Genomic DNA, 26,561 nt, shown 5'->3' on the forward strand with positions numbered 1-26,561 from the left:
CTGCATGGTTGGCTTGCGGGGCGTTAAGGTTTCGTTTAAAAGTTGGGGCGGACCGCAGGGCACGGGGGCGTGCGGACACTTAAGCAGTCCTTCTGGAGAGAGAAAGGATGAAGCGTCTGATTGGCTCCCCGCGGTCATGCCTGGCCGTGCAGTTGTCGTTGTGTCTGGTTCCCACACTCGCCTGGGCGCAACAGCCCGAGGCCGCCCCGAGCACGCGCACGCTCGACAGCGTGCAGGTCACCGGCACGCGCATCAAGACCGCAGAATTGCAGGGCCAGGTGCCGATCCAGACGCTCAACCGCGCCGACATCGAACGCACCGGCCTGACCTCGATCGGCGAGGTGCTGCAGGAACTCACCGCGTCGGGTTCGGCGCTCAACGCCAAATTCAATTCGTCCGGCAACTTCGGCTTCCCGCCCGATGGCGGCGGTGTGGGCGCCGGCTCGGCGCAGGTGGATCTGCGCCATCTCGGCTCCAAGCGCGTGCTGGTGCTGGTCGATGGCATCCGCTGGGTCAACGAGTCTTCGGCCTCCGGCGTGGGCTCGTCGACCGATCTCAACACCATTCCGTTGGCGATCGTGGAGCGCATCGAGGTGCTCGAAGACGGCGCCTCGTCGCTGTACGGCTCGGATGCGATCGCCGGCGTGGTCAACATCATCACCCGGCGCAGCTTCGACGGTGCGCAGGTCACGCTCAACTACGGGCAATACGGCAAGGGCGACGGCGCCAACCAGGGCATGGACCTGGCCTGGGGCACCAGCGGCGAGGATTTCAGCCTGTTTCTGGGCGCCAGCTACGTCAAGCAGGATCCGATCTACGCACGCGACCGCGCGCAGGCCCGCTTCCCGATCCCGGGCACCGGGCTGACCTTTGCCAGCTCGGCAACGCCCGATGGTCGCTTCCAGTTCGTCGACCCCAACACCGGCGTGCGCCAGAACCTCACGCCCAATGCCGGCGTCGGCACGCCGCAATACGATGGCAGCGCCGGCTGTACGCGCAGCGACGACTACCACTGTTTCGGCACCGCAGACCGCTACAACTTTGCCGAACAGAACCTGTTGCTGACACCGTCCGAGCGCAAGGGCGTGTTTGCGCAATTCCGCTACTACTTCAACGACGACGTGCAGTGGTACGTCAAGGCGCTGGGCAACCGGCGCGAGTCGACCAACCAGGCCGCGCCCGAGCCGATCTTTCTCGGCCCCGATGCCGGCACCGGCAATCCGCTGGCCGACAACATCGTGATTTCCGCGCTCAATCCGTTCAATCCGTTCGGCTTCGAGTTGAACTCGGCCACCAACCTGATCCAGATCGGCCGCCGCCCGGTGGAAGGCGGGGCGCGCCGTTTCGAGCAGCAGGTCGACACGCAATACTTCGGCACCGGTCTGGTGGGCACCTTCGAAGGTGCGGCGCGCACCTGGTTCTGGGACATCAACGGCATGTACAGCAAGAACAAGGCCGAACAGACCAACTACGGCAGCTACAACCTCTACAACATCAACCTTGGCCTGGGCGATCCGGCCGCGTGCGCGGCGGTGGCCGGCTGCGTGCCACTGGATATCTTCAGCGGCGCCGGCAGCATCACGCCGGAGATGTTGCGCTGGATCCAGCCGGTGGTGCGCGACCGCAGCCAGAACGAGTTGAGCCTGTTCACCGCCAATCTGAGCAGCGAGCTGTTCCAGCTACCCGGTGGTGCGGTGTCGTTCGCCGCCGGCTACGAATACCGCAAGTACGAAGGGTCCTACCAACCCGATCCGCTCACCGTGGCGGGGCGCTACAACGGTGTGCCATCGTTGCCGACCTCAGGCAGCTACGACGTCAACGAGGCCTATCTCGAACTCAATATCCCGATCTTCGCCAATTCGTCGTTGGGCGACAAACTCGACCTGAATATCGCTGGCCGTTATTCGGATTACTCCACTTTCGGTGGTGAGTTCACGCCAAAGTACGGCTTGCGTTGGCAGGTCACCGATGAGCTGGTGCTGCGCACCAGTTATGCAGAGGGCTTCCGTGCGCCGACCATCGGCGAGCTGTTCGGTTCGGCCGCGCGCGCCGATCTGCAGCTGTCCGATCCATGCTCGATCGGGTTGGGCGGCACCGCGCCGCGCGGCAGCGCCGCGAACTGCGCATCGCTCGGCGTACCGGCCGGCTATCAACAGGCCAACCAGCAGATCTCGGTCACCACCGGCGGCAACGAGCAACTGGATCCGGAACGTTCGCGCAGCTTCAGTGCCGGCTTTGTGTTCAGTCCTGGCTTTGCCAGCAATGCCAGCTGGTCCGACCGCCTCGACCTGGAGATGACGTTCTATCGCCATCATGTCGATGGCGCGATCCAGGCGATCAATGCGCAAACCCAGCTGGATCTGTGCGTGGATACCCTGGACGCACTGTATTGCAATGGCATCGGGCGCGCCTCCACCGGCGGCATCAATGCGTTCAACAACCGGTTGACCAATCTGGGTTCGATCAAGACCGACGGTTGGGATGTGGACCTGTTCTGGACCTTGCCAGAGACGGCGCTTGGCCGTTTCAAGGTGTCCTGGCAGAACACCTTTGTGGGCCGCTACGAGGCACTCGGTGCGGCAGGGCAGCGCCAGCCGCAGGGGCCGGGCATCGAAGTGGTGGACAGCGCGATCCCCGAATGGACCAGCAACGCGGTATTGGACTGGTCGCTGGGCAACTGGACCGCATCCTGGACGGCGCGCCACATCTCCAAACTCACCGAGCAATGCGGCGATGCAGTGGAATTTGCGGTGTGTTCCGATCCTGCCACAGGCACCAATCGCCTGGATGCGATCACCTACCACGATGCACAGCTGGGTTATCGCGTCGATTGGCTCAAGGGGCTGCAGCTCACGGCCGGCTTGAACAACGTCTTCGACAAGGACCCGCCGCTCTGCCTGTCGTGCTCACTCAATGGCTACGACGCCTCCACCTACGACATCCCCGGTGGACGCTTCTGGTATGCGCGGGTCGACTTGAAGTTTTAGTCCATCAGGTCGGGTCGGTCGTAAAGCGGAGAGCGGTTGATCTGCGACTTCGCTGCAGGGCCCTTGCCCGCCCACCATCGCAGGACACGCCGCAAGTACGTCCATGCAGGCTCTTACGCGGCATCCATGCCGCGTAAGGTCCCGCGACGGTGAGCGGGCAAGGACCATCGAAGATGGTTGGTGTGCATGGCGTTCAACAAACAACCTGCAAGCTCTTTGGTGCGGTGTCCTTACCGATTGCAAGACCGTGTGGCGGCATGGCTGCCGTCACCGAGGCCCCAGCGACAGGTTTATGTCGTGTCCCGCGAGCGGTGAGGGCACCGCGCACTCCACCCAGGGTGGCGCACTGCGTTTTCTAGCATCACCCGCGCACAGGCGCATCGCCGGCCACGTAGTAGTCGGCGGTGCTGCGCGGCAGTGGCGTGCGGCCACGCATGCGGTCGGCGATCTTCTCGGCGATCATGATGGTGGTGGCGTTGAGGTTGCCGGTGATGATGCGCGGCATGATCGAGGCATCGATCACCCGCAGGCCGTCCATGCCGTGTACGCGGCCCTGTCCGTCGACCACCGCCATGTCATCGGTGCCCATCGCGCAGGAGCAGGACGGGTGATACGCCGTCTCTGCGCGTGCGCGCACGAACGCGTCCAGCTCGGCATCGGTCTTGCAGTCCGCGCTCGGGCTGATTTCACGGCCACGATAGGCATCCAGTGCGGGCTGGGCGATGATCTCGCGGGTGATGCGTATCGCATCGCGAAATTCCTGCCAGTCCTGATCGGTGGACTGGTAGTTGAACAGGATCGACGGATGCTGGCGCGGGTCGCGCGACTTGGCATGCACGCGCCCGCGGCTGGGGGTGCGCATCGAGCCCACATGCGCCTGGAAGCCGTGTTCCTTCACCGCATTGCTGCCGTTGTAATCGATTGCCACCGGCAGGAAGTGGTACTGAATGTTGGGCCAGTCGAATTCTTCGCGCGTGCGGATGAAGCCGCCGGCCTCGAACTGGTTGCTGGCCCCGGTGCCGGTGCCGGCGAACAACCACTGCGCGCCGATGGCGGGTTGATTCCACCATTGCAGCGCCGGATACAACGACACCGGCTTGGTGCAGGCGTACTGGATATAGACCTCCAGGTGGTCCTGCAGGTTCTGGCCGACGCCGGGCAGGTCGTGCACCAGCTGCACGTCGAGTGCGCGCAGCAGATCCGGCGCGCCGACACCGGAGCGTTGCAGCAGCTGCGGCGAGGCAATCGCGCCAGCACACACCAGCACTTCGCGGCGCGCATGCGCGTCGATGCCCTCGCTGCTGTTGCCGACCAAGTAATGCACGCCGATTGCGCGCTTGCCGGCAAACAGGATGCGATCGGTGGTGGCATGGGTAACGATGTGCAGGCCATCGCGCGGACGCGCCATGTCCAGATAGCCGCGCGCGGTGCTTGCGCGGCGCCCCTGCGGCGTCACCGTGCGGTCCATCGGCCCGAAGCCTTCCTGCTGATAGCCATTGAGATCGTCGGTGCGCGGGTAACCGGCCTGCACGCCGGCGTCGACCATGGCATGGAACAGCACATTGTTGTCGTTCTTCGGCGTGGCCACGCTGACCGGGCCTTCGCCGCCGTGATAATCGTTGGCGCCGATGTCGCGTGTCTCGGCCTTGCGGAAGTACGGCAACACGTCGCGGTAGCTCCAGTCTTCCAGGCCCGGCCGCTTGGCCCAATGGTCGAAATCCAGTGCATTGCCGCGGATGTAGCACATGCCGTTGATCAACGACGAGCCGCCCAATCCCTTGCCGCGCCCGCATTCCATGCGTCGGTTGTCCATATGCGGCTCCGGCTCGGTCTCGTAGGCCCAGTTGTAGCGACGGCCCTGCAACGGGAACGCCAGCGCCGCCGGCATCTGGGTGCGGAAATCCAGCCGGTAATCCGGCCCGCCGGCTTCCAGCAGCAACACGCTGACGCCCGGATCTTCGGTCAGGCGCGCGGCCAGCACGTTACCTGCCGAGCCGGCGCCGATGATGATGTAGTCGTATTCGCGTTGCATGGGATTCTCCTTGTTGCGGTGCCGGCGTGAAGCGGCTTTCAAGACGATTGCGTGGTGGGCGGCTGTTCTTGTTCGAAATGGCAGCGCGATCTACAGGCTGCAGCTTGCGCAGCTCGCCGGTATCGCCGGCGACGGCCTGCCAGGTGGCGTCGGTCGGTCAAAACACCGACGCGTAGCGTTCCAGTTCGACCTGGATGGATTTGGTGCGGGTATAGGCCTGCAGCGTGGCCAGGCCGTTTTCGCGACCCACGCCGGATTGCTTGTAGCCGCCCACCGGCATCGCTGCCGGCGACTCGCCCCAGGTGTTGATCCAGCAGATGCCCGCCTGCAGGCGATGGATCAGCCGATGCGCGCGCGCCAGGTCGGGCGTCACCACACCTGCGGCCAGGCCGTAGGTGGTGGCATTGGCGCGCGCGATCGCTTCGTCTTCGTCGTCGTAGGTGAGCAGGCTCAGCACCGGTCCGAAGATCTCTTCGCGCACGATGGTCATCACGTCGGTGCAGTCGCTGAAGATGGTCGGTGCGACATAGCAACCTTGTGCCAGCGCGCCATCGCGCAGACGTTCGCCCCCGCACAGCAGGCGCGCCCCCTCGGCCTTGCCCTGTTCGATGTAGTCCAGTACGCGCTGCATGTGCGCGGCGCTGACCAGCGGGCCGAAGGTGGTGCGCACGTCCAGCGGGTCGCCGATGTGGATGCGTTGGACGCGTGCCAGCAGCCGCGCCTCGAAGGCGTTGCGCAGCGCGCGCGGCACGAACACGCGGGTGCCATTGGTGCAGACCTGCCCGGAGCTGTAGAAGTTGGCCATCATCGCGATGTCGGCGGCCAGATCCAGGTCGGCGTCGGCGCAGACGATCAGGGGCGACTTGCCGCCCAGTTCCATGGTCACGTCTTTCAGCGACGAACTCGAGGCGCTGGCCATCACCTTGCGCCCGGTCGCGGTGCCGCCTGTGAAGCTGATCTTTTCGATCTGCGGGTGTTCGGTGAGCGCGGTGCCCACGCTGGCGCCGTCGCCGGGCAGCACGTTGAACACGCCATCGGGCAGGCCGGCCTCGGTGAAGAGTTCGGCCAGCTTGAGTGCGGTCAGCGGTGTCACTTCGCTGGGCTTGAAGATCATTGCGTTGCCGGCCGCCAACGCGGGCGCGGCCTTCCACAGCGCGATCTGGATCGGGTAATTCCACGCGCCGATCGCGCCGACCACGCCGAGCGGCTCGTGCCGTGTGTAGAAGAAGCTGCCTTCGCGCAGCGGTACCTGTGCGCCCTGCAGCGCCTGCGCCACCCCGGCGTAGTACTCCAGCACGTCTGCGCCGGTGACGATGTCCACGCTGCGGGTTTCGCTCAGCGGCTTGCCGGTGTTGAGCGTTTCCAGCTCGGCCAGCGCATCGTTGCGCTCGCGCAGCAGCGCCACCGCACGCAGCAGGATGCGCGAGCGCTCCACCGCGGTCAGTGCCGCCCATTGCTGCTGGCCGGCCGTGGCGCTGTCGACCGCGGCGTCCAGGTCGTCGGCACCGGCGTTGTGCACATTGGCCAGCACCTCGCCGGTGGCGGGGTTGACCACCTCGAAGGTGTGGCCGCCGCGGGCGGGAACGTAACGGCCGCCGATATACAGCAACTGGTCGGGAAAACGTGGCATGACAAACCTCCTGTGGGGCGCACGCGGCAGCGGCGGCACCTCAGCGAGTGAGATGCAGGAACTGCAGGTGACGCTCGTATTGATCGATGATGTCGTTGATGATCTGCTCGCGGCTGTAACCGACCAGGTCGTAATCCTGGCTGCCTTCGTACAGATACACTTCGGCGCGGTAATAGCGTTGGTTGCGCAGGCGTTGCGCGGCGAAAGACGGCGTCAGGTAGCCGCGCATCACCACTTGGTAGCGGAAGCCCTGCTGCTCGCCGTGGTCGACGCTGATTTCCATGTCGTCGTCGTCCAGCCGGCTGCTGACCTGCCAGCCTTCTTCCTGCAGCTGCGTGGTGACCGCTTCGATCGCCGGGCGTACCTGGTCGTGCATGAAGCGATAGACCTCATCGCGCGCCGGGAAATGCATCGCCTGGCCCAGGCGCTGACGCCAGCCGCGGTGATGCCGCGATTGCCCGATCAGCGGGCTGGGGCTGTAGAGCTGTGCGCGCTTGCGTTGCGATTCTTCGCTGAGCGCGCGCGACAAGCCCCAGGCCATCAGCAGCAACACCGCAGAGAACGGCAGCGAGGCCAGCACCACGGCCGATTTCAATGCGTCCATGCTGCCGGCCAGCAGCAGGCCGCCGGTCACCACCGCGGTGAGCACACCCCAGAACACGCGCAGCCAGCGCGGGCCATCGTCGTGCGGCTCGCCGCCGTGCGAGGACAGCGTGGACAACACCACCGTGCCGGAATCGGCGGAGGTCACGAAGAACACGAAGCTGATCGCCACCGTCACCGTAATCACCGTGCGGCTCCACGGGTAGCTTTGCAACAGCGAATACAGCACCGTCTGCGGCGCATCGATGGCCTGCTGCGCCAGCGCGCCCTGGCCGTGATGCAGTAACTGGTCCAGCGCGCTGTTGCCGAAGATCGACAGCCACGCCAGGGTGAAACCGAGCGGTATCAACAACACGCCGAGCACGAATTCGCGAATGGTGCGGCCGCGCGAAATACGCGCGATGAACAGGCCTACGAATGGCGCCCAGCCGATCCACCACGCCCAGTAGAACACCGTCCAGTTGCCGAGCCAGTCACTGCGGCCGCCGTAGGCGTACACATCGAAACTCTTGTTGACCACACTGCCCAGGTAGTCGCCCAGGTTCTGGATCAGCGCGTTGAGCAGATACTGCGTGGGGCCGGCGAACAGCATGAACAGCAGCAGCGCGATCGCCAGCAGCATGTTGATGTCCGACATCCAGCGCACGCCTTTCTCGACGCCGGACACCGCCACCACGATCGCCGCGCCCATCATCGCCACGATCAGCGCGACCTGCACCCAATGGGTATGCGGAACATCCATCAAGGTGCTCAGGCCGGCGTTGAGATGCAGCACGCCAAAGCCCATGTCCGCGCCCAGGCCGAACACGGTGGCCACGATGCCCAGCGCATCCACGGTGTAGCCGATCGGCCCGTTGATGCGCTTGCCGATCAGTGGATACAACGCCGAGCGCAAGGCCAGCGGCAGGTTGTGGCGGAATGCGAAATACGCCAGCGCCATCGCTGCCAGCGCGAACACGCCCCAGCCATGCAGTCCCCAATGCAGGAACAGCAGCTGCATCGCCTGCCGCGCGGAAGCTTCGCCGCTGCCGGTGCCGCCCTGCGGCGGTTGCAGATAATGGGTGAGCGGTTCGGAGACGCAAAAGAAGAACAGCGTGATGCTGATGCCCGCGGCGAACAACATGCCGGCCCAGGACAGATAGCTGAATTCCGGTTCGTCGTGATCGGCGCCGAGCTTGATGTTGCCGTAGCTGGACAAGGCCACGCCAAGCACAAACACCAGATACACCGTCATCGCCAGCAGGTAGTACCAGCCGACATTGCGCGAGGCCCAGGTCTGCGCGTCCAGCAGCACGCGGCCCGCTTCGAGCGGAAACAACGACACCAACAACGCAAACGTACACACCACCGTGGCCGCCAGCACGAACACCGGGCGCAGGGTGCGCACCGGCAACAGCTGCGGCTCAACCGCACTCATGCCGACACACTCATATGACGCGTATCACGTGCTGTGCTCCCAACGAAAAACCGCCTGCGTTATCGCACAGGCGGTGTCGAGGGGGTGTCATCGGTCGAGTCCGCCAGTGCAAACCCGTAGCCACTTTGCGTGGTGGCTAGCGCAGCAGCTGCAGTGGCACGCGGATATCCATGCCCACCGCAAGATGGTCGGAGAACGCGGCGGGAATCGCTTCGATATGCTCGATGGTCAGGCTGTCGCTGACCAGGATATGGTCGATCGCCCGGTCCGGACGCCAGCTCGGAAACGTATGCACTTCGCAGCTCGGCGGCTGCAACCGCGTGTGCCGGTACAGCGCCTGCATTTCCGGCCGGTCGGCCATGCAATTGAAATCGCCCATCAACATCGCGTTGGGATGCTCGGACAACAATTCGGCGATGAAGGCCAGCTGCGCCATGCGCGAATTGGCGCCCAGCGACAGATGCGCCACCGCCACCGCCAGGCCTTCGCGCCCCTGCCCGAACTTGGCCAGCAGGATGCCGCGCCCGCCGATCCGGCCGGGCAGGGCGTGGTCCTGCACTTCCAGCGGTTCCAGCTTGCTGAGCAAACCATTCGCGCTGGAGGCCACCCCGCCCATGCGGCGGTTGGGCTGGTGGCTCCAGTAATGGAAGCCGGCACGCTCGGCCAGATAGTGGGTCTGGTTGGTGAAGCCCGAGCGCAGGCTGCCCGGGTCGGCCTCCTGCAGGCCCACGATGTCGCGCTCGCCGGCCAGCTTGGCAATGCTGTCCAGGCTGGTGCGCTTGCTGCCCAGCGGCAACGCATGCGACCAGCTGCGCGTGACGTAATCGCTGTAACGGCGAGTGCTGGAGCCGGCCTGGATATTGGCCGTCAGCACCCGCAGGGTGCGCGAATCCGAAGCGTTCACAGGGCGGCGATCGACAGGATCACTTGGCCAGCGTGGCGCGTTCGCGCGCAATCAGGTGATCGGCGATGCGCAGCATGTCCGGGAAGCTCTGGCCCTTGACCAGGTACTTGCCGTTGACGATCAGCGACGGGGTGCCGGTGAGCTTGCTGCGGGTGGCGAACTGCTTGGCGCGGTTGGTCTTGGCCGACACGCCGAAGCTGCTCATGGTGTCGATGAAGGTCTTCTGGTCCACGCCGTACTTGGCGTAGAACGCGGCGATGTCCTGCACCGAATCCTTGCCGCGCTCGCCCTTGAGGGTCTGCTCGGTGTGGATGGCCTTGTACAGCGCTTCGTGGGTCTTTTCCTGCACGCCCAGGGTTTCGGCGGCGTAGAACGCACGGCCGTAGTCGTCCCACGGGCCGCCGAACATCGCCGGTACGTAGACGAAGTGCACGTCCGACGGCAGGCCGGCCTTCCACGGCCCGATCAGCGGCTGGAACGCGTTGCAGGCGGGGCAGACATAGCCGAAGACCTCGGCCACTTCGATCTTGCCGGCGGCCTGCTGGTACGGCTGGCCGCCTTCGATATCCAGATAGTCGGTGCCGGCGACCGGCTCGGGGCCGTTCGGCGCGCGCGGTGCGGCGCTGGGGGCGGCGGCCGGCGGGGTGCTGGCGCTCTCGCCAACTGCAGGCGGTGCGGCGGGATCGGCGGCCGGCGTGGCAGCAGCCGGAGCAGGCGCCGTTTCGGCAGCCGGCGTGGTGGCGGCAGGTGCGGTGTCGGACGAGCCGTCCTGGGCCTTGCAGGCGACCAGGATCGGCAGCAGCGCCATCAGCGTCAGGGCGAAGCGGGTCTTCATCGGATTGGATCTCCAGCGTGGGGCGAGGAAAGGGCCGGACGGCCGCGGGGCGCATGATGCCACGGGCGGCCGTCGGTGGCGGTTACGCGGTTCAGCGCTTGGCAGGCGCAGCGTGTTCGCGGGCGATCAGGTAGTCGGCCACGCGCAGCATGTCCGGGTAGTTGCGCGCGCCGATCAGATAGCGCCCGTTGACGATGATCGCCGGGGTGCCGGGCAGCTTGCTGCGCTTGGCGAACTCGCGCGCGGCATCGAGCCTGGCGTCGACCGCCTGGCTCTTGTAGGTCTCGATGAAGCGCTGCTGCGGCACGCCATAGCCGGAGTAGAAGGCGGCCAGTTCCTCCGGGGCGACGTTCTGGGTCGGCACGGTCTGCTTTTCGTGGATCGCCTCGAACATGGCGCGATGGCTGCGCTTGGCCACGCCCAGGATGTCGGCGGCGAAGTAGGCACGCGCGAAGGCATCCCAGAACCCGCCGAAGGCCGCCGGCACCGGGGTGAAGCGCACATACGACGGCTGCTTGGTCACCCAGGCCTCCAGGGGTGGCTCGAAGTGCGCGCAGTGCGGGCAGGTGTAGCCGAACACCTCGACCACTTCCACCTTGCCGGCCAGAGGCGCGTACGGCTGGCCGCCGTCGATGACGATGTAGTCGTCGCCTTCGACCGGCGGGGCGTTCTTGTCGGCGGCACAGGCCGCCAGCGGCATCAACAGCAACAACAGCAGGGACAGGCGGGAAAACAGATTCATGCAGGCTCCGTGGGGGTGGAAAGGGGGAGGGCGGGAAACGACGACGCCGGTCGCGGGACCGGCGTCGTGACACGCTGTGGCGGTTGCGGCGGTCAGCTCATGAGCGGGCGGGCGTTGCTGCGGGCAGTTGCGCGGCGGCGGCATCGTCGGCGCGGTCGTGCAGACCCTGCAGGTAGCTGGCCAGCGCCTGGATCTCCTGCTCGGTCAGCGGGTGCGCTACCTGCGCCATGATATTGAACAGCGCCGGGTTGCGCTCCTGGGTGGTGCCGACCTGGTATTCCTTCAGGCGCCGCGCCACGTACTCGGCATGCTGGCCGCCCAGGCGCGGATACGCAGGGCCCGGATTGCCGCTGCCGGACGGCCCATGGCAGGCCATGCAGGCCGGCACGCCGCGCGCGACATCGCCACTGCGGTAGAGCTTCTCGCCGACTTGGTAGAACTTCAGGCCCTGGTACGGCCCCTCGTTGACCACCGCATCGTCGGCCACCCCGGCAGCGGCTTTTTGCGTGGCGAAGTAGGCGCCCAGGTCGCGCATGTCCTGCGCGGTGAGGTCCTTGACGAACGGCACCATCACCGCCGACATGCCGGTATTGCGCTCGCCGCTGGCGATCAAGGCGACCTGGTGCGCCACGTAGCGCTCGGTCTGGCCGGCGATGCGCGGGTACATGGCCACCGCCGGATTGCCGTCCGGGCCATGGCAGGCCGCGCAGGCGGCGGCCTTGGTCTGGCCGGCCTTGGCATCGCCCCAGGTGGTCTTGGACAGGTCCACCTCCAGCGGGGCAATGCGCACCGGCGGCGGATCGGGGATCGGCGTGACCGCCGACTGCGCAAACGCCACGGCGGCGATGACCGGCACGGCGAGGGCGGCGAGGACTAGCACACGAGCATGGCGCATCAGCTAAAGCTCCGTATGGACCCGGCCCGCGCGCGTTGGGTGCTGGCTGTGGCAGGCGTGCTTCGATTATCGACACGCCTTTGCGCCAGGGTCAACGAACAGTGCAGCAAAACCGTCAGGCCCCGAACGTGCGATCCTAGGGAGATGTCGCTCCTTATCGAACAAGCCCGCTACCACCTGTCCGCCCACAACGCCCGGCAATTGCCCGACGATGGCGGCTACGAGGTCGCCTTCGCCGGCCGCTCCAACGCCGGAAAATCCAGCGCGCTCAACGCGCTGACCCGCCAGAACGCACTGGCGCGCGTGTCCAAGACCCCCGGCCGCACCCAGCAGCTGGTGTTCTTCCAGATCCAGCCCGAGCGCTATCTGGTGGATCTGCCCGGTTACGGCTACGCCAAGGTGCCGCAGGACCTGCAGGCGCACTGGCAGGCCTTCATCGACCGCTATTTCCGCACCCGCGAAGCCCTGCGCGGGCTGGTGGTGGTGATGGACATCCGCCATCCGCTCAAGGATTACGACCTGCAGATGCTCGGCTATGCGGCCGAGCGCGGCCTGCCCGCGCATGGTTTGCTGACCAAGGCCGACAAGCTCGGCCGTGGCCAGCAGATGCAGACGCTGCAGAAGGTCAAGAAGGAAGTGACCTCGCGCTTCGGCGACAGCGTGACCGTGCAGACCTACTCCGGCGAGTCGCGCCAGGGCGTGGACGAGTTGCGCGGCATCGTCGGCGGCTGGCTGGGCCTGGACGTCGCGGCGCCTGCCGCGGAGTGAGCCGGGGCGGGCCTGGCGCATGACGCCTGGCCTTCAGAGCATCAGGACGGCGAGCCAGGGCTCGCCGTTTTTTCATTGCGGTACCGCCCCGAATTCGGTCGGCACCCAGGCGAACGCCTTGCCCTCACGGCGCACATGACCCAGCCCTGGGAACGGCAGATGCGCGCCGGCCACCCACCAGCGGCCGTCGGCGGCCTGCGCCAGCAGGCGACGCCGTGAGGCGATCGCCTTGCTGCGGTCGCTGTCGGCCTCGAACGAGGCGTCCGGCCGGGCAAACTGCACGGCGTGGTAGTGCAGCACATCGCCCCACACCAGCACCGTGTTGCCGGTGCCGCCGTCGAAGCGATAGGAGACGTGGCCGGGCGTGTGGCCCTGGCTGTCCAGCGCGGTGATGCCGGCCGGCAATGCGCTGATGCCGGGCTGGAAGCGGCGCAGCCGACCCTGGGCCTGATACGGCGCGACGGCCGCGCGTGCCAGCGGGAAGGCGAACTGCAGTGTCGGCACGGCACCGGCCTCCGAGGCCGGGTCCAGCCAGTACGCGGCATCGGCCTCCGACAGCCACACCGTGGCGTTGGGAAAGGCCGGCCTGCCCTGCGCATCGAGCAGCCCGCACAGGTGGTCCGGATGCGCGTGGGTGAGCAGCACATCGTCGACCTGGGTGGGGTCGTAACCGGCGGCGCGCAGGTTGCTCAGCACCTGACCGAGGCCGGGCCCCAGGCACTGCGCGGTGCCGGTATCGACCAGGCTGAGGTGGCTGCCGTCCTGGATCAGATAGGCGTTGACTGCCGTCTGCAGCCCCTTGCCGTCTTCGGGCACGTAGCCCTGCGCGAGCAGGCGGTCGCGCTCTGCCGGGGCCACGTTGGACAGCTGTTGCCGCGTCAACGCCACGCTGCCGTCGAACAAGGCGGTGACGCGCAGCGTGCCGATGCGCTGCAGGTAGAAGCCGGGGACCTGTGCGTGGGTGGATGCGGGCGCAGCGGCGTGCGCCAGCGTGGCGCTTGCGGCGAGCAACAGCGGCGCCAGCGAACGCAGGGCGGAAAAAACAGGCATGAGCAACTCCAGGACAGGCGGCAAGCGCCGCGGTGTCGCCATGCTGGCCGCTGCGACCTGCGCGATTCGCTCATTGCGCTGCGCGAAGCGCTCGCGTCGGCGATCTAGCGGCTATTGCCGATGCTGGCCGGATCCAGCCCGTAGCGCTGCTGGAAGCGCTGACTGAAGCTGCGGGTAGAGCGATAGCCGGCCCGCGCGGCCACGGTCTTGAGCGGCCAGCGTGTGCTGTAGAGCAAGGCCATGGCGTGCGCCAGCCGCGCGTCGGTGATCAGTTCGCGCAGCGAGCGGTGTTCGGCGGCCAGATGCCGGCGCAAGGTGGCACCGCTGATGCCAAGACTCTCTTCGATATCGCGCGAGCGCCACGCCCGCTGCGGTTGCGCGGTGATCAGCGTACGCACCTGCTCGGCAACGCTTGGCGCCGGCGGCAGCAACAGGCCGCCGTGGCCGCGGCGGCAGAGGGTGACGACCAGTGCGGCCAGCGCCAGGCGTGCTTCGGTATACAGGCCGTGCTGCAGCGCATCGCGCCATTGCCGCAGTGTCAGCGCGAAATCGATCGCCGGCAGTTGCGCGATGTCGGCGCCGGCCTCGGGCAGCGGCTCGTTCCACAATGCGCGTGCAGCGGCCAGCGCCTCTTCGCAGAGGGGGACCACCACGCTCAGGTAGAGTCCGGTCTGCGGGTCGGGCGTGTTGATCACATCGATGCGGCAACGGCGCGTCACCAGGAACAGGTCGCCCGGCACGAACTGCAGCGATTGGGTCGCGCTGCGCACCTGCTTGCGGCCCTGCAGCACCATCGCGAACTGCGCCTGGGTCAGATCCACCGAGCGCGCCCCGTGTTCGCGCCGCGCACTCACGCAGGCAAACCCTTCGGCGCGCTCGCAGTGCAGCAGGCTGGCCATCTGCGCGAGCAGGGCGTCGGTGGGTGTGGGCGCAACGGTCATGGCCGGGCGATGCTACAGGATCGCGGCTGCGCGGCTGCGGACGATCAAACGCCGTGCATCCGCGCCTGCAGGAAGTTGCGGGTGTCCAGTTTCAGCCTGGACGGTTGCGGCCTGCGGCGCCCTCCGTCACGCCCGGCCTCGGCTGCCGCGGCCACGCCGTGCGCATGGATGGAAATGTCAGACCCGGCCGATGGCAGCAATTCTTTCCATGCCCTGCGGTTATAGTGCGGGCCTTGCGGTGGCAGGGGAGGACCCCCACATCGTTCCCCTAAATTTTCCTGCGAGCCTGCCCTTGTCGAGTCCCAGCCACGTTGCCGAAACGCCGATCACCGAACGCGCGGAGCTGGTCCAGGTGCTGGCCTCCGGCGAGAAGCCCAGCGCTGACTGGCGGATCGGCACCGAGCACGAAAAGTTCGGCTTCCAGCTCGACGACCTGCGCGCGCCCACGTTCGAAGGCGAGCGCGGTATCCAGGCATTGCTGACCGGGTTGACCCGCTTCGGCTGGGAGCCGGTGCAGGAAAACGGCCACACCATCGCGCTGCTGCGTGACGGCGCCTCGGTGACGCTGGAGCCGGCCGGCCAGTTGGAACTGTCGGGCGCGGCAGTGGAAAGCCTGCATCACACCTGCGTGGAAACCGGCACCCATCTGGACGAAGTGGCGCAGGTGGCCGGCGAGTTGCAGCTGGGGTTCCTGGGCATGGGCTTCCAGCCCAAGTGGCGCCGCGATGAAATGCCGTGGATGCCCAAGGGCCGCTACCAGATCATGAAGAACTACATGCCCAAGGTCGGCTCGCTCGGCCTGGACATGATGACCCGCACCTGCACGGTGCAGGTCAACCTGGATTACGCCACCGAAGCGGACATGGTGAAGAAGTTCCGCGTGTCGCTGGCGTTGCAGCCGATCGCCACCGCGTTGTTCGCCGATTCGCCGTTCACCGAAGGCAAGCCAAACGGCTACCTCAGCTACCGCTCGCACATCTGGACCGATACCGACGCCGACCGCACCGGCATGCTGGACTTCGTGTTCGAGGACGGCTTCGGCTACGAGCGCTATGTCGATTACCTGCTCGATGTGCCGATGTATTTCTCCTACCGCGACGGCGTCTACGTCGATGCCAGCGGACAGAGCTTCCGCGACTTCATGCAGGGCAGGTTGCCGGCATTGCCGGGCGCGTTGCCGACGCTGCGCGACTGGTCGGACCACATGACCACCGCGTTCCCGGAAGTGCGCCTGAAGAAGTACCTGGAAATGCGCGGCGCCGACGCCGGCCCGTGGGACCGCCTGTGCGCGCTGTCGGCGTTCTGGGTGGGGTTGCTGTACGACGACACCGCGCTGGATGCGGCCTGGGATCTGGTCAAGGATTTCAGCACCACCGAGCGCCACGCGCTGCGCGACGGCGTGCCCAAGCATGCGCTCGGCCTGCCGTTCCGCAATGGGACGGTGCGCGATTTGGCGGTGGAAGCGGTCAAGATCGCCCGCGAGGGCCTGCGTCGGCGTGCGCGCCTGAATGCCGATGGTCAGGACGAAACCGGCTTTGTGGATGTGATCGCCGAGATCGCCGAGAGCGGTGTCACCGCCGCCGAGCGCAAGCTGGCGCTGTATCACGGTGCATGGAATGGCGACATCGATCGCGTGTTCCGCGAGTTTGCGTATTGAGCGCTTGCTGATCGCAGTAGTGGTCGCGCGCGGCTGATCGATCGCGCGGAGCGTTGTGTGCAGGCGTGAATTCTCGGATACGCGCCGGCCGGCACCCCCGAGCTTGCGGGCGAGAGAACGTACTCCAACCCGGCCCTAGCGCCGCTCCGGCATGCACGGCAGGCGCACCGTCACCCGCAGGCCGCCACCTGTTGCACGGTTGTCCAGGCGCAGGTCGCCGCCATGCGCCAGCACGATGCTGTGCGCCACCGACAAACCCAGCCCGATGCCGCCGGTGTCGCGATTGCGCGAGGACTCGCCACGCACGAACGGCAACAGCAGCTGTTCGCGCTGGGTCGGGTCGATGCCGGGGCCGTCGTCGTCGATCCACAGCACGCCCTCTTCGCCGTCGCGCTGCAGTTGCAGGCGCGCGCGCTTGCCGTATTTCAGCGCGTTCTCCAGCAGGTTCATCACTGCGCGCCGCAAGGCCAGCGGGTCGCCATCCAGGGTGATCGCCGGGCCGGGCAGCAGTTCGGCATCGGCGCCGATGTCGGTGGCGTTGTCGACCACGCTTTCCACCAGCAGGCGCAGGTCCAGCGGCGCGCGCTTGCCGCGGTGGCGATCGTTCTGGATGAAATCCAGCGCGGCGGAAATCATCGCCTTCATCTCGTCGATGTCGGCCAGCGCCTTGTCGCGCAACGGCGGCTGCAGGCCGTCCAGGCGGAACGACAGGCGCGCCAGCGGCGTGCGCAGGTCGTGCGCGATCGCCGCCACCATGTGGGTGCGTTCGTTGATCAGGCGGTTCAGGCGGGCCTGCATCGCATTGAACGAATCGGCCGCGCGCACGATCTCCGGTGGGCCGCTGCGTTGCAGTGCGGCAGCATCCGGGTTGCGGCCCAGCCGGTCGGCGGCTTCGGCAAAGCGCTTGATCGGCGCCGACAACGCACGCGAGAACCACCACGCCAACGGTACGTTGGCCAGCAGGCCGGCCAGGAACAGCAGCACCACATGGGTCTTGAACTCGGCCGACAGCCGCCGCGGTGGCGATTCGACCGTGCGCCAGCGGCCATCGGGCTGTTGCAGCGCGGCGGTGAAGCCGTCCAGCAAGGGCACGCCCGGGGTCAGGCGCTCGCTTTCCCAGGCGCCGGGGCTGTCGTCCGGACGCAGTCCATTGCCGAACGGCGGGGCACCGGGGGGGCGCTCGTGCGGCCAGTCGCCTGGCGCCGGCGGCGAGCGCTGCAAGGCCTCGTGGCGATTGCCGGCGTAACTGGCATCGCCATCATCGGCCCCGGATGCCTGCGATTGGCCGGGCATGCGCGGCGGTGGGGACATGCCGATGCGCGGGCCCTGGCGATCGTCGGCGCTGCGGTAGAAGCGCACGCGCTGCTCGGGGACATCCAGCCAATGGGCCAGCAGCATTTCGGCAAACCCGTCGCGCACCTGGCCTGCCGGCGGCAGCGGGGCCTGGGCCGATTCGTGCACCGTCAGGGTCTGGGTGCCGGCCGGCATGCGCGTGGACAGCAGCGCCACCACCTCCGGCGGATGCACCGGCGGCTCGTAGACCGGGGTGCGCATCACCAGCAGGGCGATGCCGATGACCTGGGCGGTGAGCAGTGCCACCGCCAGCAGCACAAAGGTACGGGCAAAGATCGACAGCCCGCGACGTGCCGGTTTGCTCACAGACGCGAAACGCCCGGCAGCAGCATGTAGCCCTCGTTGCGCACGGTGCGGATCAACTCGGTATGCACGCGCTCGTTGATCTTGCGGCGCAGGCGGCTGATCTGGCTGTCGATGGCGCGGTCGTAGACGTCGGTATCGCGGCCACGGGCGTAGTCCAGCAACTGGTCGCGGCTGAGCACACGCTGCGGATGCTCGACGAAGGTACGCAGCAGCGCGAACTCGCCGTCGGACAGGTTGATGAAGATGCCGGTGGGGTCACGCAGGTCGCGCCGCACCACGTCCAGCCGCCAACCGGCGAACTCGTAGACATTGCCACGGTGGTCGGCCTGCTCGCTGCTGGCCTGGCTGCGGCGCAGCAGGGCGCGTACCCGCGCCAGCAGTTCGCGCGGATTGCAGGGTTTGGCCAGGTAATCGTCGGCGCCCACTTCCAGGCCGATGATGCGGTCGGTGTCGTTGCCCAGCGCGCTGAGCATGATGACCGCAGGTGAACCGCGCTCGCTGGCCAGCGCCCGCGCCGCGCTCAGGCCGTCTTCTCCAGGCATCATCACGTCGAGTACGATGAGGTCCGGGCGGCGCTGAGCGATGCTCTTGCGCATCTCCGCCACGTTTTCGGCAACGTCCACCTGGTAACCGTGGGCGCTGAGGAACTCGCCGATCAGCTTGCGCAGGTCCGGGTCGTCGTCGACCACAAGAACGCAGGGTTGTTGCATGTCCATGGAGATCATCGTCGGTGGCGCGGAGCTTGGCCCGCGCAGGGTGGTGGCGACCGGGTACATGGTGCTCGCAGTTGCAGGGCTGGAGCACGCATCATAATGATTGAATTTGTCAACCTTTGGCACACGTGTGACGCAACATGACAGAACGGGACATCGCGCAGGAAACCGGGCCATCGACACTGTGCCGCAGCAATGGCGAGTGTACGCATGACAAGGCGTTTCCGATGATGCGGGTGATCAGCCGCGACAACGGCGTGGGCCTGACCCGGGACATGGTGCTGATGGCGCAGACGCTGCGTGCCGGCGGCATACCGGTGCAGGAAGTGGGCTTCACCAGTCAGCGGCTGCACGACACCGCACGCGAAGCCCGTCTGTGGGCTAGTCGCGCGCTGTTCGGGCGGGTGCCGGTGCAGATCTTTTCCGAGCGCGTGTATGCGCGCTGCCTGCCGCTGGGCCAGACCAACCTGCTGGTGCCCAATCCGGAATGGTTGCTGCCCAAGTGGCTGCCGCGGCTGCCGCAGTTCGACGCGGTGTTGTGCAAGACCCATCACGCGGAGCGGATTTTCCGCAGTCTGGGCTGCACCACGCGGTTCATCGGCTTCACCAGCCCGGATCGCTACGACGCACAGGTCGTGCGTCAGCGTGCGTTCTTCCATCTGGCCGGGCGCAGCACCGCCAAGGGCACCCGTGTGCTGCTGGAGACCTGGCAGCGGCATCCGGAATGGCCGCTGCTGACGGTGGTGCAGAATCCGCGCACGGCCGGCAAGCCGGTGGTGGCGCCGAACATCGACCACCGCGTCCGTTATCTCGACGACGCCGAACTGCGCCGCCTGCAGAACGCGCACCTGTTCCATCTGTGCCCATCCGAGGCCGAAGGCTTCGGGCACTACCTGATGGAAGCGCTGAGCGTGGGCGCGGTGACGCTGGCCACCGACGGTGAGCCGATGAACGAACTGGTCAGGCCCGAGCACGGCGTGCTGATTCCGGTGGCCGAGGTGCACCAGCGGCGTCTGGCGTCGTACTACTTCGTGGACGCGGCGGGCATTGCGCAGGCGGTGGAAACCGCGCTGGCCTTGTCGCAGGCGCAGCTGGATCAGCTGTCGGCCAACGCGCGGGCGTTCTACCAGGCCAACGATGCCGCGTTCGCCGCGCGCTTTCGCAATGCGGTGCTGGCGTCATTGCCCGCAGATGCGGCGGAGGTCACCACGGACGTGGCCCAGGCGGTCGTCGAAAATTGATGCGTTAGCCCCTGGCTTGGCCGGGTCACCGCTCTGACAAAGCCCCTGCGTGTTGGATGCAGCACGGTGCTGGCGTGGTCCCAGGTCTTGCACGCTGCATGACGGCGCACGCCGGCGATCGGCGCGCAGCGGCAAATGCACGACATATCGCGATGCAACGCTCTCCCTGACCAAGCGGGTACAGCCCGCCATTGCCATGTGCGTGCGGTACGCGCATGCGCCATCCAGCCAGGGAGATCGACGATGGTCCAGACACGTTCCACAGCCGTTGCCATCAGTGCATTGCTCGCAGTGCTCGGCCTGGGCGGCTGCGCCAGTTTCTGCGGCGCGCCTTCCGGCGGGCCACCGCCGCCGCCCGCGCCACCACAGGCACAGCGTGGTCCGCCACCACCACCGCCACCGAGTGCGAGCGATCTGGCCGCGATGCAGGCCTGTGCTCAAGAGCAGGGAGTGGCCTTGCCCTCGCCAGCTGCGGCCACGCCGCATCCCGATGCGCCCACGCAAGGCATGGACCGCAGTGCGTTTGAGCGCTGTCTGGCCAGCAACGGCGTGCGGCGGCCAACGCCGATGCCCGGCGGCCCGGCGCCAGATCGCCCGCACGGGCCTGGCGAACCACATGGTCCGCCACCCCACGATCCCGACTTCGACGCCGCGTTGCAGGCCTGTGCCACCGCGCAAGGCATCGCGTTGCCTGCGCCTGACGCGCCGCCCCTTGGCCCGCCTCCGCCCGCGCTGTCGCAATGCCTGGAGGCCGAAGGTTTCGCGCCACCGCCGCGGCATGGCTGATCGTGCTGATCACGCCGCCCGTCGGTTCCAGCTGCTGGCGGCGACGCTGCAGCTGGAGTGAGTTGCGCAGGAGCGGCGGTCGCCCTGCACGATGCATTGCTGGGTCCGGAAGAAGCGGACGCTGGCCGCGCTTGGCGGCCTCTACCTGGATCCTCTGACAATCGCCAGGCAGTCGCGAGGCCGACTGAAGCGATTTCCCTCCGTGATGCTTCAGCCGGGTCCTATCCGTACACCAGGCACCCGACGACACTCGGCAGTGTCGAGCACGCTACTGACAAGCTCTTCGCCATCGATTGCCCACTGTGTGCGCTCACCCGGTACGAATGATCGATGACGATGCGCGCAGGCAAGAGCCGGACACGATGAGTGCCGTGCCCGACGACACCATGCAGGACAACGCGGCGCTGCGGGACGAGCTTTCCGGCATGCGTCGCCTGCATGCCCTGCAGGTCAGCCTGGCGGCACAGGCCGATGCGCGCATCGCGCTGCAGGAGATCACCGCGCTTGCCTGTGCCTTCGCGCGTACCGACTGCGGCTGTGTGCAACTGGTCAGTGCACACAACAGCGAGATGGAGCTGCGTGTCTATCGCGGACATGACGAACGCAGCACATTCGTCCAGCAGTTCCTGAAGGACGGCTTCCAGGCGACCTGCGACACCGTGCGGCGCGAACGCCGGCAGTTGGTGATCGAGGACATCGAAACCTTCACCCCGTTGAAGGGAACGCCCGATTATGAGGCCGCGCTGTGCAGCGGCATCCGTGCTGCCCAGTTCACTCCGTTGTTCAATCGTGCCGGTGGCCTGCTGGGATTGCTCGGGACCCAGTTCACGGTGCCGTATCGGCCTGCGGAGCACGAACTCAGATTGCTCGAACTGCTCGCATGGACGGCTGCCGACTACATCGAGCGCCATCGCGGCGAGCTGGCCTTGCGCATGAGCGAGTCGCGGCTGGCCGCGCTGTCGGCGGCAAGTTCCGAGGTGCATTACCGCATGAGCGCCGACTGGGACGAGATGCACCAGCTGACCGCCGGCGCACGCACTGCCGATGCGATGGCGACCAGCCGTTCCTGGATCATGGATTACATCCCTGCAGAGGATCAGGCGCTGGTGCGGAGCAGGATCGATGCAGGGATCCGCGCGCGCAGCGCGATCGTGTTCGAGCACCGGGTGCGACGCGCCGATGGCAGCATTGCGTGGATGGCGACCAAGGCGGTACCGGCACTGGGTGCGGGCGGGCGCATCACCGAGTGGTTCGGTGCCGGCGCCGACGTTACCGCGCGCAAGCAGGCCGAGGAACATCTGCGCGAGAGCGAGGCGCGGCTGACCTATGTGCTCGATCAGGTTCCGATCGGAATCGGCCTGTTCGATACGCAAGGCCGCTTCACCTACCGTAATCCACAACTGCGTGAGCAGCTGGCAGAGCGGGTGCCCTCGCGCGAGTCATTGCAGGAGCAACCGTGGGCCGGGGTCGACCAGCAGGGGCGGGCGGTTGCGATCGAGGAATTTCCCTGCGCCCGTGCGCTGCGTGGCGAAGATGCGACCATGCCGGTGGATTTCCTCGATCCCCGTGACACTGCGCAGCGCTGGTTGCGCATCACCGCGGTGGCGCTGCGCGAAGAGGATGGTGTGACCGGTGGCGTTGCGGTGGTGCAGGACGTCACGGTGCAGCGCCAGGTGCAGACGGAAGTGGGCGCGCTTGCCGAGCGCAATCGCGACATCCTCGAAAGTATTTCCGACGCCTTCTATGGCGTCGACGCGCAGGGGCGCTTCACCTACATCAACCAGAAAGCCGAGCTGCTGTGGGGGCGTTCGCGCGACCAACTGCTGGGAAACCTGCTGTGGGAGCAGTTTCCGGACTCGATCGGGTCGCTTCCGTATCAGGCGCATGTGCGCGCGGCACAGACACGCCAGGTGGTCAGACTGGAAGCCTTGTCGCCGGCATTGGGGTACTGGGTGGATATCAGCATCTATCCCACCAACGATGGCGGCATGTCGGTGTACTTCCGCGACATCTCCGACAAGAAACGCGCCGACGCGCGGCTGCGTGCCAGCGAAGAACGCTTCCGCACCGCATTGACGATCGAAACCGTCGGTGCGACCTACTTCGACATGGGCGGCCGCTTCACCGATGCCAATGACACCTTCCTGAAAATGAGCGGCTACAGCCGTGCCGACGTGGAAGCGGGCACGCTCTCCTGGCAGGCGCTAACCCCACCCGAAGCCAGGGACCTGTGCGAGCGGGCGTTCGAGGAACTCAGGACCAAGGGCAGCGCCACACCGTATGAGCGCCAATACCTGTGCAAGGACGGAACCCGGCGCTGGGCCCTGTTTGCGTCCAAGCGCTTGCCCGACGGCACCGGCTTCGAGTTCGTGCTCGACATCACCGACCGCAAGCTCACCGAAGCGGCGCTGCGCGAGGTGCAGGACCGCAATGCCTTCCTGCTGAAACTCTCCGACGCGCTGCGGCCGCTGTCCGATCCGGCTGCGATCCAGGGCGAGGCCGCGCGCGTGCTGGGCGAGCATCTGGCCGCCGGCCGCGCCTACTACGTCGAGGTGGATGCCAGGGCGCAGCAGTACGTGGTCGAGCGCGACTGGCATCAGCCCGATGAAACCAGTCATGCACGTCGTTTCGCGTTGACCGACTGGCCGATGCCCTGGCTGCTCGACGCGCAGACCTGGGTGGTGCGCGATGCCGCCACCGATCCTGCATTGCCCGACGATCAGCGCGCGGCCTATCTGGGCAACCAGATCGCTGCGCTGATCGTGGTGCCGCTGATCAGGGGCGGCCAGCTGGTGGCGACCTTCGTGGTCAATCAACGCAGCGCACGCAACTGGAATGCCGCCGAGATCCGTCTGGCAGAGGAAACCGCCGAGCGCACCTGGGCGGCGCTGGAGCGTGCGCGTGCACAGGGCGCGCTGCTCGAAAGCGAGGAGCGCTACCGGGTGATCCTGGAGAGCGCGCTCGACTACGCAATCTTTACCACCGATACGCGCGGACACATCCAGACCTGGCCACCGGGAGCGGAGGCGGTGTTCGGCTGGACCGCGGAAGAGGCGATCGGCCAACACATCGCGATGACCTTCGTTGCCGAAGATCGCCTGACCGGCGTGCCGCAGCGCGAGATCGAGCAGGCGCATTACACCGGCGGCGCGCCGAATGTGCGCTGGCATCGGTGCAAGGATGGCCGGCACGTCTTCATCGAAGGCGCAACGCGGCCGCTGCGCAATGGCAGCGCCGAGCCGCTGGGCTATCTCAAGATCGGCCAGGACGTGACCCGACGACGGCAGTGGGAAGATCGCCAGCAGGTGTTGCTGGCCGAGCTGCAGCACCGCACGCGTAATCTGATGGGTGTGGTGCGTGTGGTCTTCAATCGCACGCAGCGCAGCAGCAAGACCATCGCCGAGCTGGCGCTGATCTACAACGATCGCCTGGATGCCCTGGCGCGCGTGCAGGGCCTACTGTCGCGCCTGAACGAGGGCGATCGTATCCTGTTCGACGAATTGATCCGGGTCGAGCTGTCGGCCATGGGCGCGATCGATGCGCAAGGCCAAGGCGACCGCGTGACACTGGACGGCCCCGCCGGCGTGCGTCTGCGCTCCAGCACCGTGCAGACCTTTGCGCTGGCCCTGCATGAGCTGGCCACCAATGCCAACAAGTACGGCGCGCTTGCACAGGCCGGCGGCCAGTTGCGGGTGCGCTGGCGCCTGCTGGGTACCGCCAAGGGCACCCGCCTGCATATCGAGTGGAGCGAGACCGGTGTGCATATGCCGGCGCCTGGCGAAGCGGCGCAAGGCTCCGGCTATGGGCGCGAGCTGATCGAACGCGCGTTGCCGTACCAGCTGCAGGCCGAGACGACTTGCGCTGGGGCCGGACGGCGTGCGCTGCACCATCGAGCTGCCGGTATCGCAGAGCATGCGTCTGGACAGCGACGACAGCTGACGGGCGCGTGTTGCGCCTGCACACGCCTGCCAGTGGCGTGCTGCAGTGCGACGACAGCGGCGGCCGGCACGCGTAATCCGCAGCAGCGCAGCAGCACGGGTCGACGAGCGGCAGGTGCCTGGATGGACGTTAAGCGCCATGGCTGGCGCGGATGTTGTCGTAGCTGGGCGCCGATCCAGGCAGCAGCGGTCTGTCGCCTTTTTCGAGCGGTCTTCCTCGCGGGCATGGATTTTTTCGGGCGAATCCATATACTGCCCCCCAGTATCTGGCCGGAGTCGTCATGCCGCATTCGCCGCAGGAAAAAAAGCGGGCGCTAGCACGCGTGCGACGTCTGCGCGGGCAATGCGACGCGCTTGAGCGCGCGCTGGAGGCGGGCGCAGACTGTGCGCCTGTGCTGCAGCAGATCGCCGCAATCCGGGGTGCCGTCAATGGGCTGATGTCGCAGGTGCTCGAAGCGCATATCCGCGAGGACTTCGGCCACGCCGCCGCTTCCGACGCGCAGCGCGCCGAGCGGGTGCAGGAGCTGCTCGGGCTGGTCCGGTCCTATCTCAAATGAACTCCCACCGGGCCGGCGCCTGCCGTGCCCGTCCTTGAACCCCATCGTCAGGAGCGCCACCACATGAAATCCCGTGCAGCAGTTGCATTCGGACCCGGCAAGCCGCTGGAAATCGTCGAGATCGACGTCGCACCGCCACAGGCCGGCGAAGTGCTGGTCCGCATCACCCACACCGGTGTGTGCCACACCGACGCGTTCACGCTGTCCGGCGACGACCCGGAAGGCATCTTCCCGTCCGTGCTGGGCCACGAGGGCGGCGGCATCGTCGAGCAGGTCGGCGAGGGCGTCACTAGCGTCAAGGTCGGCGACCACGTGATCCCGCTGTACACCGCCGAATGCCGCAAGTGCAAGTTCTGCCTGTCGGGCAAGACCAACCTGTGCCAGGCCGTGCGCGCCACGCAGGGCAAGGGCCTGATGCCCGACGGCACCACGCGCTTCTCCTACAACGGCGAGCCGATCTACCACTACATGGGCTGCAGCACCTTCAGCGAGTACACCGTGGTGCCAGAGATCTCGCTGGCCGTGGTGAACCCGGAAGCGCCGCTGGAAAAGGTCTGCCTGCTCGGTTGCGGCGTGACCACCGGCATCGGCGCGGTGCACAACACCGCCAAGGTCAAGCCGGGCGAAAGCGTGGCGGTGTTCGGCCTGGGCGGCATCGGGCTGGCGGTGATCCAGGGCGCGGTGCAGGCCAAGGCCGGGCGCATCCTGGCCATCGACACCAACCCGGGCAAGTTCGATCTGGCGCGCAGCATGGGCGCCACCGATTGCATCAACCCCAAGGACTACGACAAGCCGATCCAGGAGGTCATCGTCGAGCTGACCGATGGCGGCGTGGACTTCAGCTTCGAGTGCATCGGCAACGTCAACGTGATGCGTTCGGCGCTGGAGTGTTGCCACAAGGGCTGGGGCGAGAGCGTCATCATCGGCGTGGCCGGCGCCGGCCAGGAAATCAGCACCCGTCCGTTCCAGCTGGTGACCGGCCGCGTATGGCGCGGGTCGGCCTTCGGCGGCGTCAAGGGACGGACCCAGTTGCCGGGCATGGTGGAGCAATCGATGAACGGCGAGATCGATCTCGATCCGTTCATCACCCACACCATGCCGCTGGAAGAGATCAACGAGGCCTTCCACCTGATGCACGAAGGCAAGTCGATCCGCACCGTGATCCATTTCTGACCGTACGGCCAGGAGCGGCGCGCGGCCGCTTCC

Annotated in this window: 19 protein-coding genes; 8 read left to right on the forward strand and 11 right to left on the reverse strand. The window is 66.8% G+C overall.

What is annotated here, in order from left to right; translation table 11 throughout:
- Window positions 1-107 precede the first annotated feature (107 nt).
- Window positions 108-2,987 carry a TonB-dependent receptor plug domain-containing protein gene (locus ABQ137_RS04190; RefSeq protein ID WP_184516144.1) on the forward strand — a complete coding sequence of 960 codons (2,880 nt, stop codon included), beginning with the start codon at window positions 108-110 and terminating at the stop codon, window positions 2,985-2,987.
- A 361-nt stretch (window positions 2,988-3,348) separates the two neighbouring features.
- On the opposite strand, the gene betA is transcribed toward ABQ137_RS04190, so the two are convergent.
- From betA to ABQ137_RS04225, 7 genes are all read right to left on the reverse strand, one after another.
- A complete protein-coding gene (gene betA, locus ABQ137_RS04195; RefSeq protein WP_184516162.1) occupies window positions 3,349-5,019 on the reverse strand; it encodes a choline dehydrogenase in 1,671 nt (556 codons plus the stop codon).
- 157 nt (window positions 5,020-5,176) lie between these two features.
- Complete coding sequence (gene betB, locus ABQ137_RS04200) at window positions 5,177-6,649, reverse strand: betaine-aldehyde dehydrogenase (protein WP_184516165.1); 1,473 nt, start codon at window positions 6,647-6,649, stop codon at window positions 5,177-5,179.
- A gap of 40 nt (window positions 6,650-6,689) precedes the next feature.
- Window positions 6,690-8,669 carry a choline BCCT transporter BetT gene (gene betT, locus ABQ137_RS04205; RefSeq protein WP_184516168.1) on the reverse strand — a complete coding sequence of 660 codons (1,980 nt, stop codon included), beginning with the start codon at window positions 8,667-8,669 and terminating at the stop codon, window positions 6,690-6,692.
- A 136-nt stretch (window positions 8,670-8,805) separates the two neighbouring features.
- Window positions 8,806-9,543 (reverse strand): endonuclease/exonuclease/phosphatase family protein, encoded by a 738-nt coding sequence (locus ABQ137_RS04210; RefSeq protein WP_024940789.1) that lies wholly within the window; start codon window positions 9,541-9,543, stop codon window positions 8,806-8,808.
- A gap of 49 nt (window positions 9,544-9,592) precedes the next feature.
- Window positions 9,593-10,408: a thiol:disulfide interchange protein DsbA/DsbL gene (locus ABQ137_RS04215; RefSeq protein ID WP_016902612.1), complete on the reverse strand. Its 816-nt coding sequence runs from the start codon at window positions 10,406-10,408 to the stop codon at window positions 9,593-9,595.
- A 91-nt stretch (window positions 10,409-10,499) separates the two neighbouring features.
- Complete coding sequence (locus ABQ137_RS04220; protein ID WP_349781292.1) at window positions 10,500-11,150, reverse strand: thiol:disulfide interchange protein DsbA/DsbL; 651 nt, start codon at window positions 11,148-11,150, stop codon at window positions 10,500-10,502.
- 97 nt (window positions 11,151-11,247) lie between these two features.
- Complete coding sequence (locus tag ABQ137_RS04225; protein WP_046344264.1) at window positions 11,248-12,045, reverse strand: c-type cytochrome; 798 nt, start codon at window positions 12,043-12,045, stop codon at window positions 11,248-11,250.
- Between the two features lie 144 nt (window positions 12,046-12,189).
- Here ABQ137_RS04225 and yihA point away from each other — a divergent pair, with 144 nt between their 5' ends.
- On the forward strand, window positions 12,190-12,813 hold the full coding sequence (yihA, locus tag ABQ137_RS04230) for a ribosome biogenesis GTP-binding protein YihA/YsxC (protein WP_024939454.1): 624 nt from the start codon (window positions 12,190-12,192) through the stop codon (window positions 12,811-12,813).
- A gap of 72 nt (window positions 12,814-12,885) precedes the next feature.
- Here yihA and ABQ137_RS04235 read toward each other — a convergent pair whose 3' ends face one another.
- Together ABQ137_RS04235 and ABQ137_RS04240 are read right to left on the reverse strand one after the other, a co-directional pair.
- Window positions 12,886-13,863, reverse strand: a complete 978-nt coding sequence (locus tag ABQ137_RS04235; protein WP_184516174.1) for an MBL fold metallo-hydrolase — start codon at window positions 13,861-13,863, stop codon at window positions 12,886-12,888.
- 104 nt (window positions 13,864-13,967) lie between these two features.
- Window positions 13,968-14,804 (reverse strand): helix-turn-helix transcriptional regulator, encoded by an 837-nt coding sequence (locus tag ABQ137_RS04240; protein ID WP_184516177.1) that lies wholly within the window; start codon window positions 14,802-14,804, stop codon window positions 13,968-13,970.
- Between the two features lie 292 nt (window positions 14,805-15,096).
- Here ABQ137_RS04240 and ABQ137_RS04245 point away from each other — a divergent pair, with 292 nt between their 5' ends.
- The gene (locus tag ABQ137_RS04245) at window positions 15,097-16,461 is read left to right on the forward strand and encodes a glutamate--cysteine ligase (RefSeq protein WP_349781295.1); all 1,365 of its coding nucleotides are present in this window, start codon (window positions 15,097-15,099) and stop codon (window positions 16,459-16,461) included.
- Window positions 16,462-16,596: 135 nt separating this feature from the next.
- Here ABQ137_RS04245 and ABQ137_RS04250 read toward each other — a convergent pair whose 3' ends face one another.
- Window positions 16,597-18,120, reverse strand: coding sequence for an ATP-binding protein (locus ABQ137_RS04250; protein WP_154831459.1), 1,524 nt, complete (start codon window positions 18,118-18,120; stop codon window positions 16,597-16,599).
- Complete coding sequence (locus ABQ137_RS04255; protein ID WP_087962308.1) at window positions 18,117-18,836, reverse strand: response regulator; 720 nt, start codon at window positions 18,834-18,836, stop codon at window positions 18,117-18,119. Before ABQ137_RS04255 ends, ABQ137_RS04250 begins: the two co-directional genes overlap by 4 nt.
- Before the next feature lie 137 nt (window positions 18,837-18,973).
- Here ABQ137_RS04255 and ABQ137_RS04260 point away from each other — a divergent pair, with 137 nt between their 5' ends.
- The 5 genes from ABQ137_RS04260 (at window position 18,974) to ABQ137_RS04280 (ending at window position 26,528) form a co-directional block, all read left to right on the forward strand.
- Window positions 18,974-20,074 (forward strand): glycosyltransferase, encoded by a 1,101-nt coding sequence (locus ABQ137_RS04260; RefSeq protein ID WP_154831460.1) that lies wholly within the window; start codon window positions 18,974-18,976, stop codon window positions 20,072-20,074.
- A 243-nt stretch (window positions 20,075-20,317) separates the two neighbouring features.
- Window positions 20,318-20,860 carry a hypothetical protein gene (locus tag ABQ137_RS20665; protein ID WP_503021185.1) on the forward strand — a complete coding sequence of 181 codons (543 nt, stop codon included), beginning with the start codon at window positions 20,318-20,320 and terminating at the stop codon, window positions 20,858-20,860.
- A gap of 362 nt (window positions 20,861-21,222) precedes the next feature.
- Entirely contained in the window at window positions 21,223-25,116 is a 3,894-nt protein-coding gene (locus ABQ137_RS04270; protein ID WP_349781298.1) for a PAS domain-containing sensor histidine kinase, read from the forward strand.
- Window positions 25,080-25,355 carry a formaldehyde-responsive transcriptional repressor FrmR gene (gene frmR, locus ABQ137_RS04275; protein WP_016902624.1) on the forward strand — a complete coding sequence of 92 codons (276 nt, stop codon included), beginning with the start codon at window positions 25,080-25,082 and terminating at the stop codon, window positions 25,353-25,355. The genes ABQ137_RS04270 and frmR overlap by 37 nt, the downstream gene beginning before the upstream one ends.
- Window positions 25,356-25,418: 63 nt before the next feature.
- The gene (locus ABQ137_RS04280) at window positions 25,419-26,528 is read left to right on the forward strand and encodes an S-(hydroxymethyl)glutathione dehydrogenase/class III alcohol dehydrogenase (RefSeq protein WP_054591879.1); all 1,110 of its coding nucleotides are present in this window, start codon (window positions 25,419-25,421) and stop codon (window positions 26,526-26,528) included.
- Window positions 26,529-26,561 lie beyond the last annotated feature (33 nt).

It is taken from the genome of Xanthomonas sp. WHRI 8393 (genome assembly GCF_040203315.1).
In the GTDB taxonomy this organism is placed as follows: Bacteria; Pseudomonadota; Gammaproteobacteria; order Xanthomonadales; family Xanthomonadaceae; genus Xanthomonas; species Xanthomonas arboricola.

Excerpts from the sequence above, each read along its gene's own strand:
- ABQ137_RS04190 (WP_184516144.1), top strand. The coding sequence starts at position 108 with ATGAAGCGTCTGATTGGCTCCCCGCGGTCATGCCTGGCCGTGCAGTTG.
- betA (WP_184516162.1), bottom strand. The coding sequence starts at position 5,019 with ATGCAACGCGAATACGACTACATCATCATCGGCGCCGGCTCGGCAGGT.
- betB (WP_184516165.1), bottom strand. The coding sequence starts at position 6,649 with ATGCCACGTTTTCCCGACCAGTTGCTGTATATCGGCGGCCGTTACGTT.
- betT (WP_184516168.1), bottom strand. The coding sequence starts at position 8,669 with ATGAGTGCGGTTGAGCCGCAGCTGTTGCCGGTGCGCACCCTGCGCCCG.
- ABQ137_RS04215 (WP_016902612.1), bottom strand. The coding sequence starts at position 10,408 with ATGAAGACCCGCTTCGCCCTGACGCTGATGGCGCTGCTGCCGATCCTG.
- ABQ137_RS04220 (WP_349781292.1), bottom strand. The coding sequence starts at position 11,150 with ATGAATCTGTTTTCCCGCCTGTCCCTGCTGTTGTTGCTGTTGATGCCG.
- ABQ137_RS04225 (WP_046344264.1), bottom strand. The coding sequence starts at position 12,045 with ATGCGCCATGCTCGTGTGCTAGTCCTCGCCGCCCTCGCCGTGCCGGTC.
- yihA (WP_024939454.1), top strand. The coding sequence starts at position 12,190 with ATGTCGCTCCTTATCGAACAAGCCCGCTACCACCTGTCCGCCCACAAC.
- ABQ137_RS04235 (WP_184516174.1), bottom strand. The coding sequence starts at position 13,863 with ATGCCTGTTTTTTCCGCCCTGCGTTCGCTGGCGCCGCTGTTGCTCGCC.
- ABQ137_RS04240 (WP_184516177.1), bottom strand. The coding sequence starts at position 14,804 with ATGACCGTTGCGCCCACACCCACCGACGCCCTGCTCGCGCAGATGGCC.
- ABQ137_RS04255 (WP_087962308.1), bottom strand. The coding sequence starts at position 18,836 with ATGGACATGCAACAACCCTGCGTTCTTGTGGTCGACGACGACCCGGAC.
- ABQ137_RS04260 (WP_154831460.1), top strand. The coding sequence starts at position 18,974 with ATGACAGAACGGGACATCGCGCAGGAAACCGGGCCATCGACACTGTGC.
- ABQ137_RS20665 (WP_503021185.1), top strand. The coding sequence starts at position 20,318 with ATGGTCCAGACACGTTCCACAGCCGTTGCCATCAGTGCATTGCTCGCA.
- ABQ137_RS04270 (WP_349781298.1), top strand. The coding sequence starts at position 21,223 with ATGAGTGCCGTGCCCGACGACACCATGCAGGACAACGCGGCGCTGCGG.
- frmR (WP_016902624.1), top strand. The coding sequence starts at position 25,080 with ATGCCGCATTCGCCGCAGGAAAAAAAGCGGGCGCTAGCACGCGTGCGA.
- ABQ137_RS04280 (WP_054591879.1), top strand. The coding sequence starts at position 25,419 with ATGAAATCCCGTGCAGCAGTTGCATTCGGACCCGGCAAGCCGCTGGAA.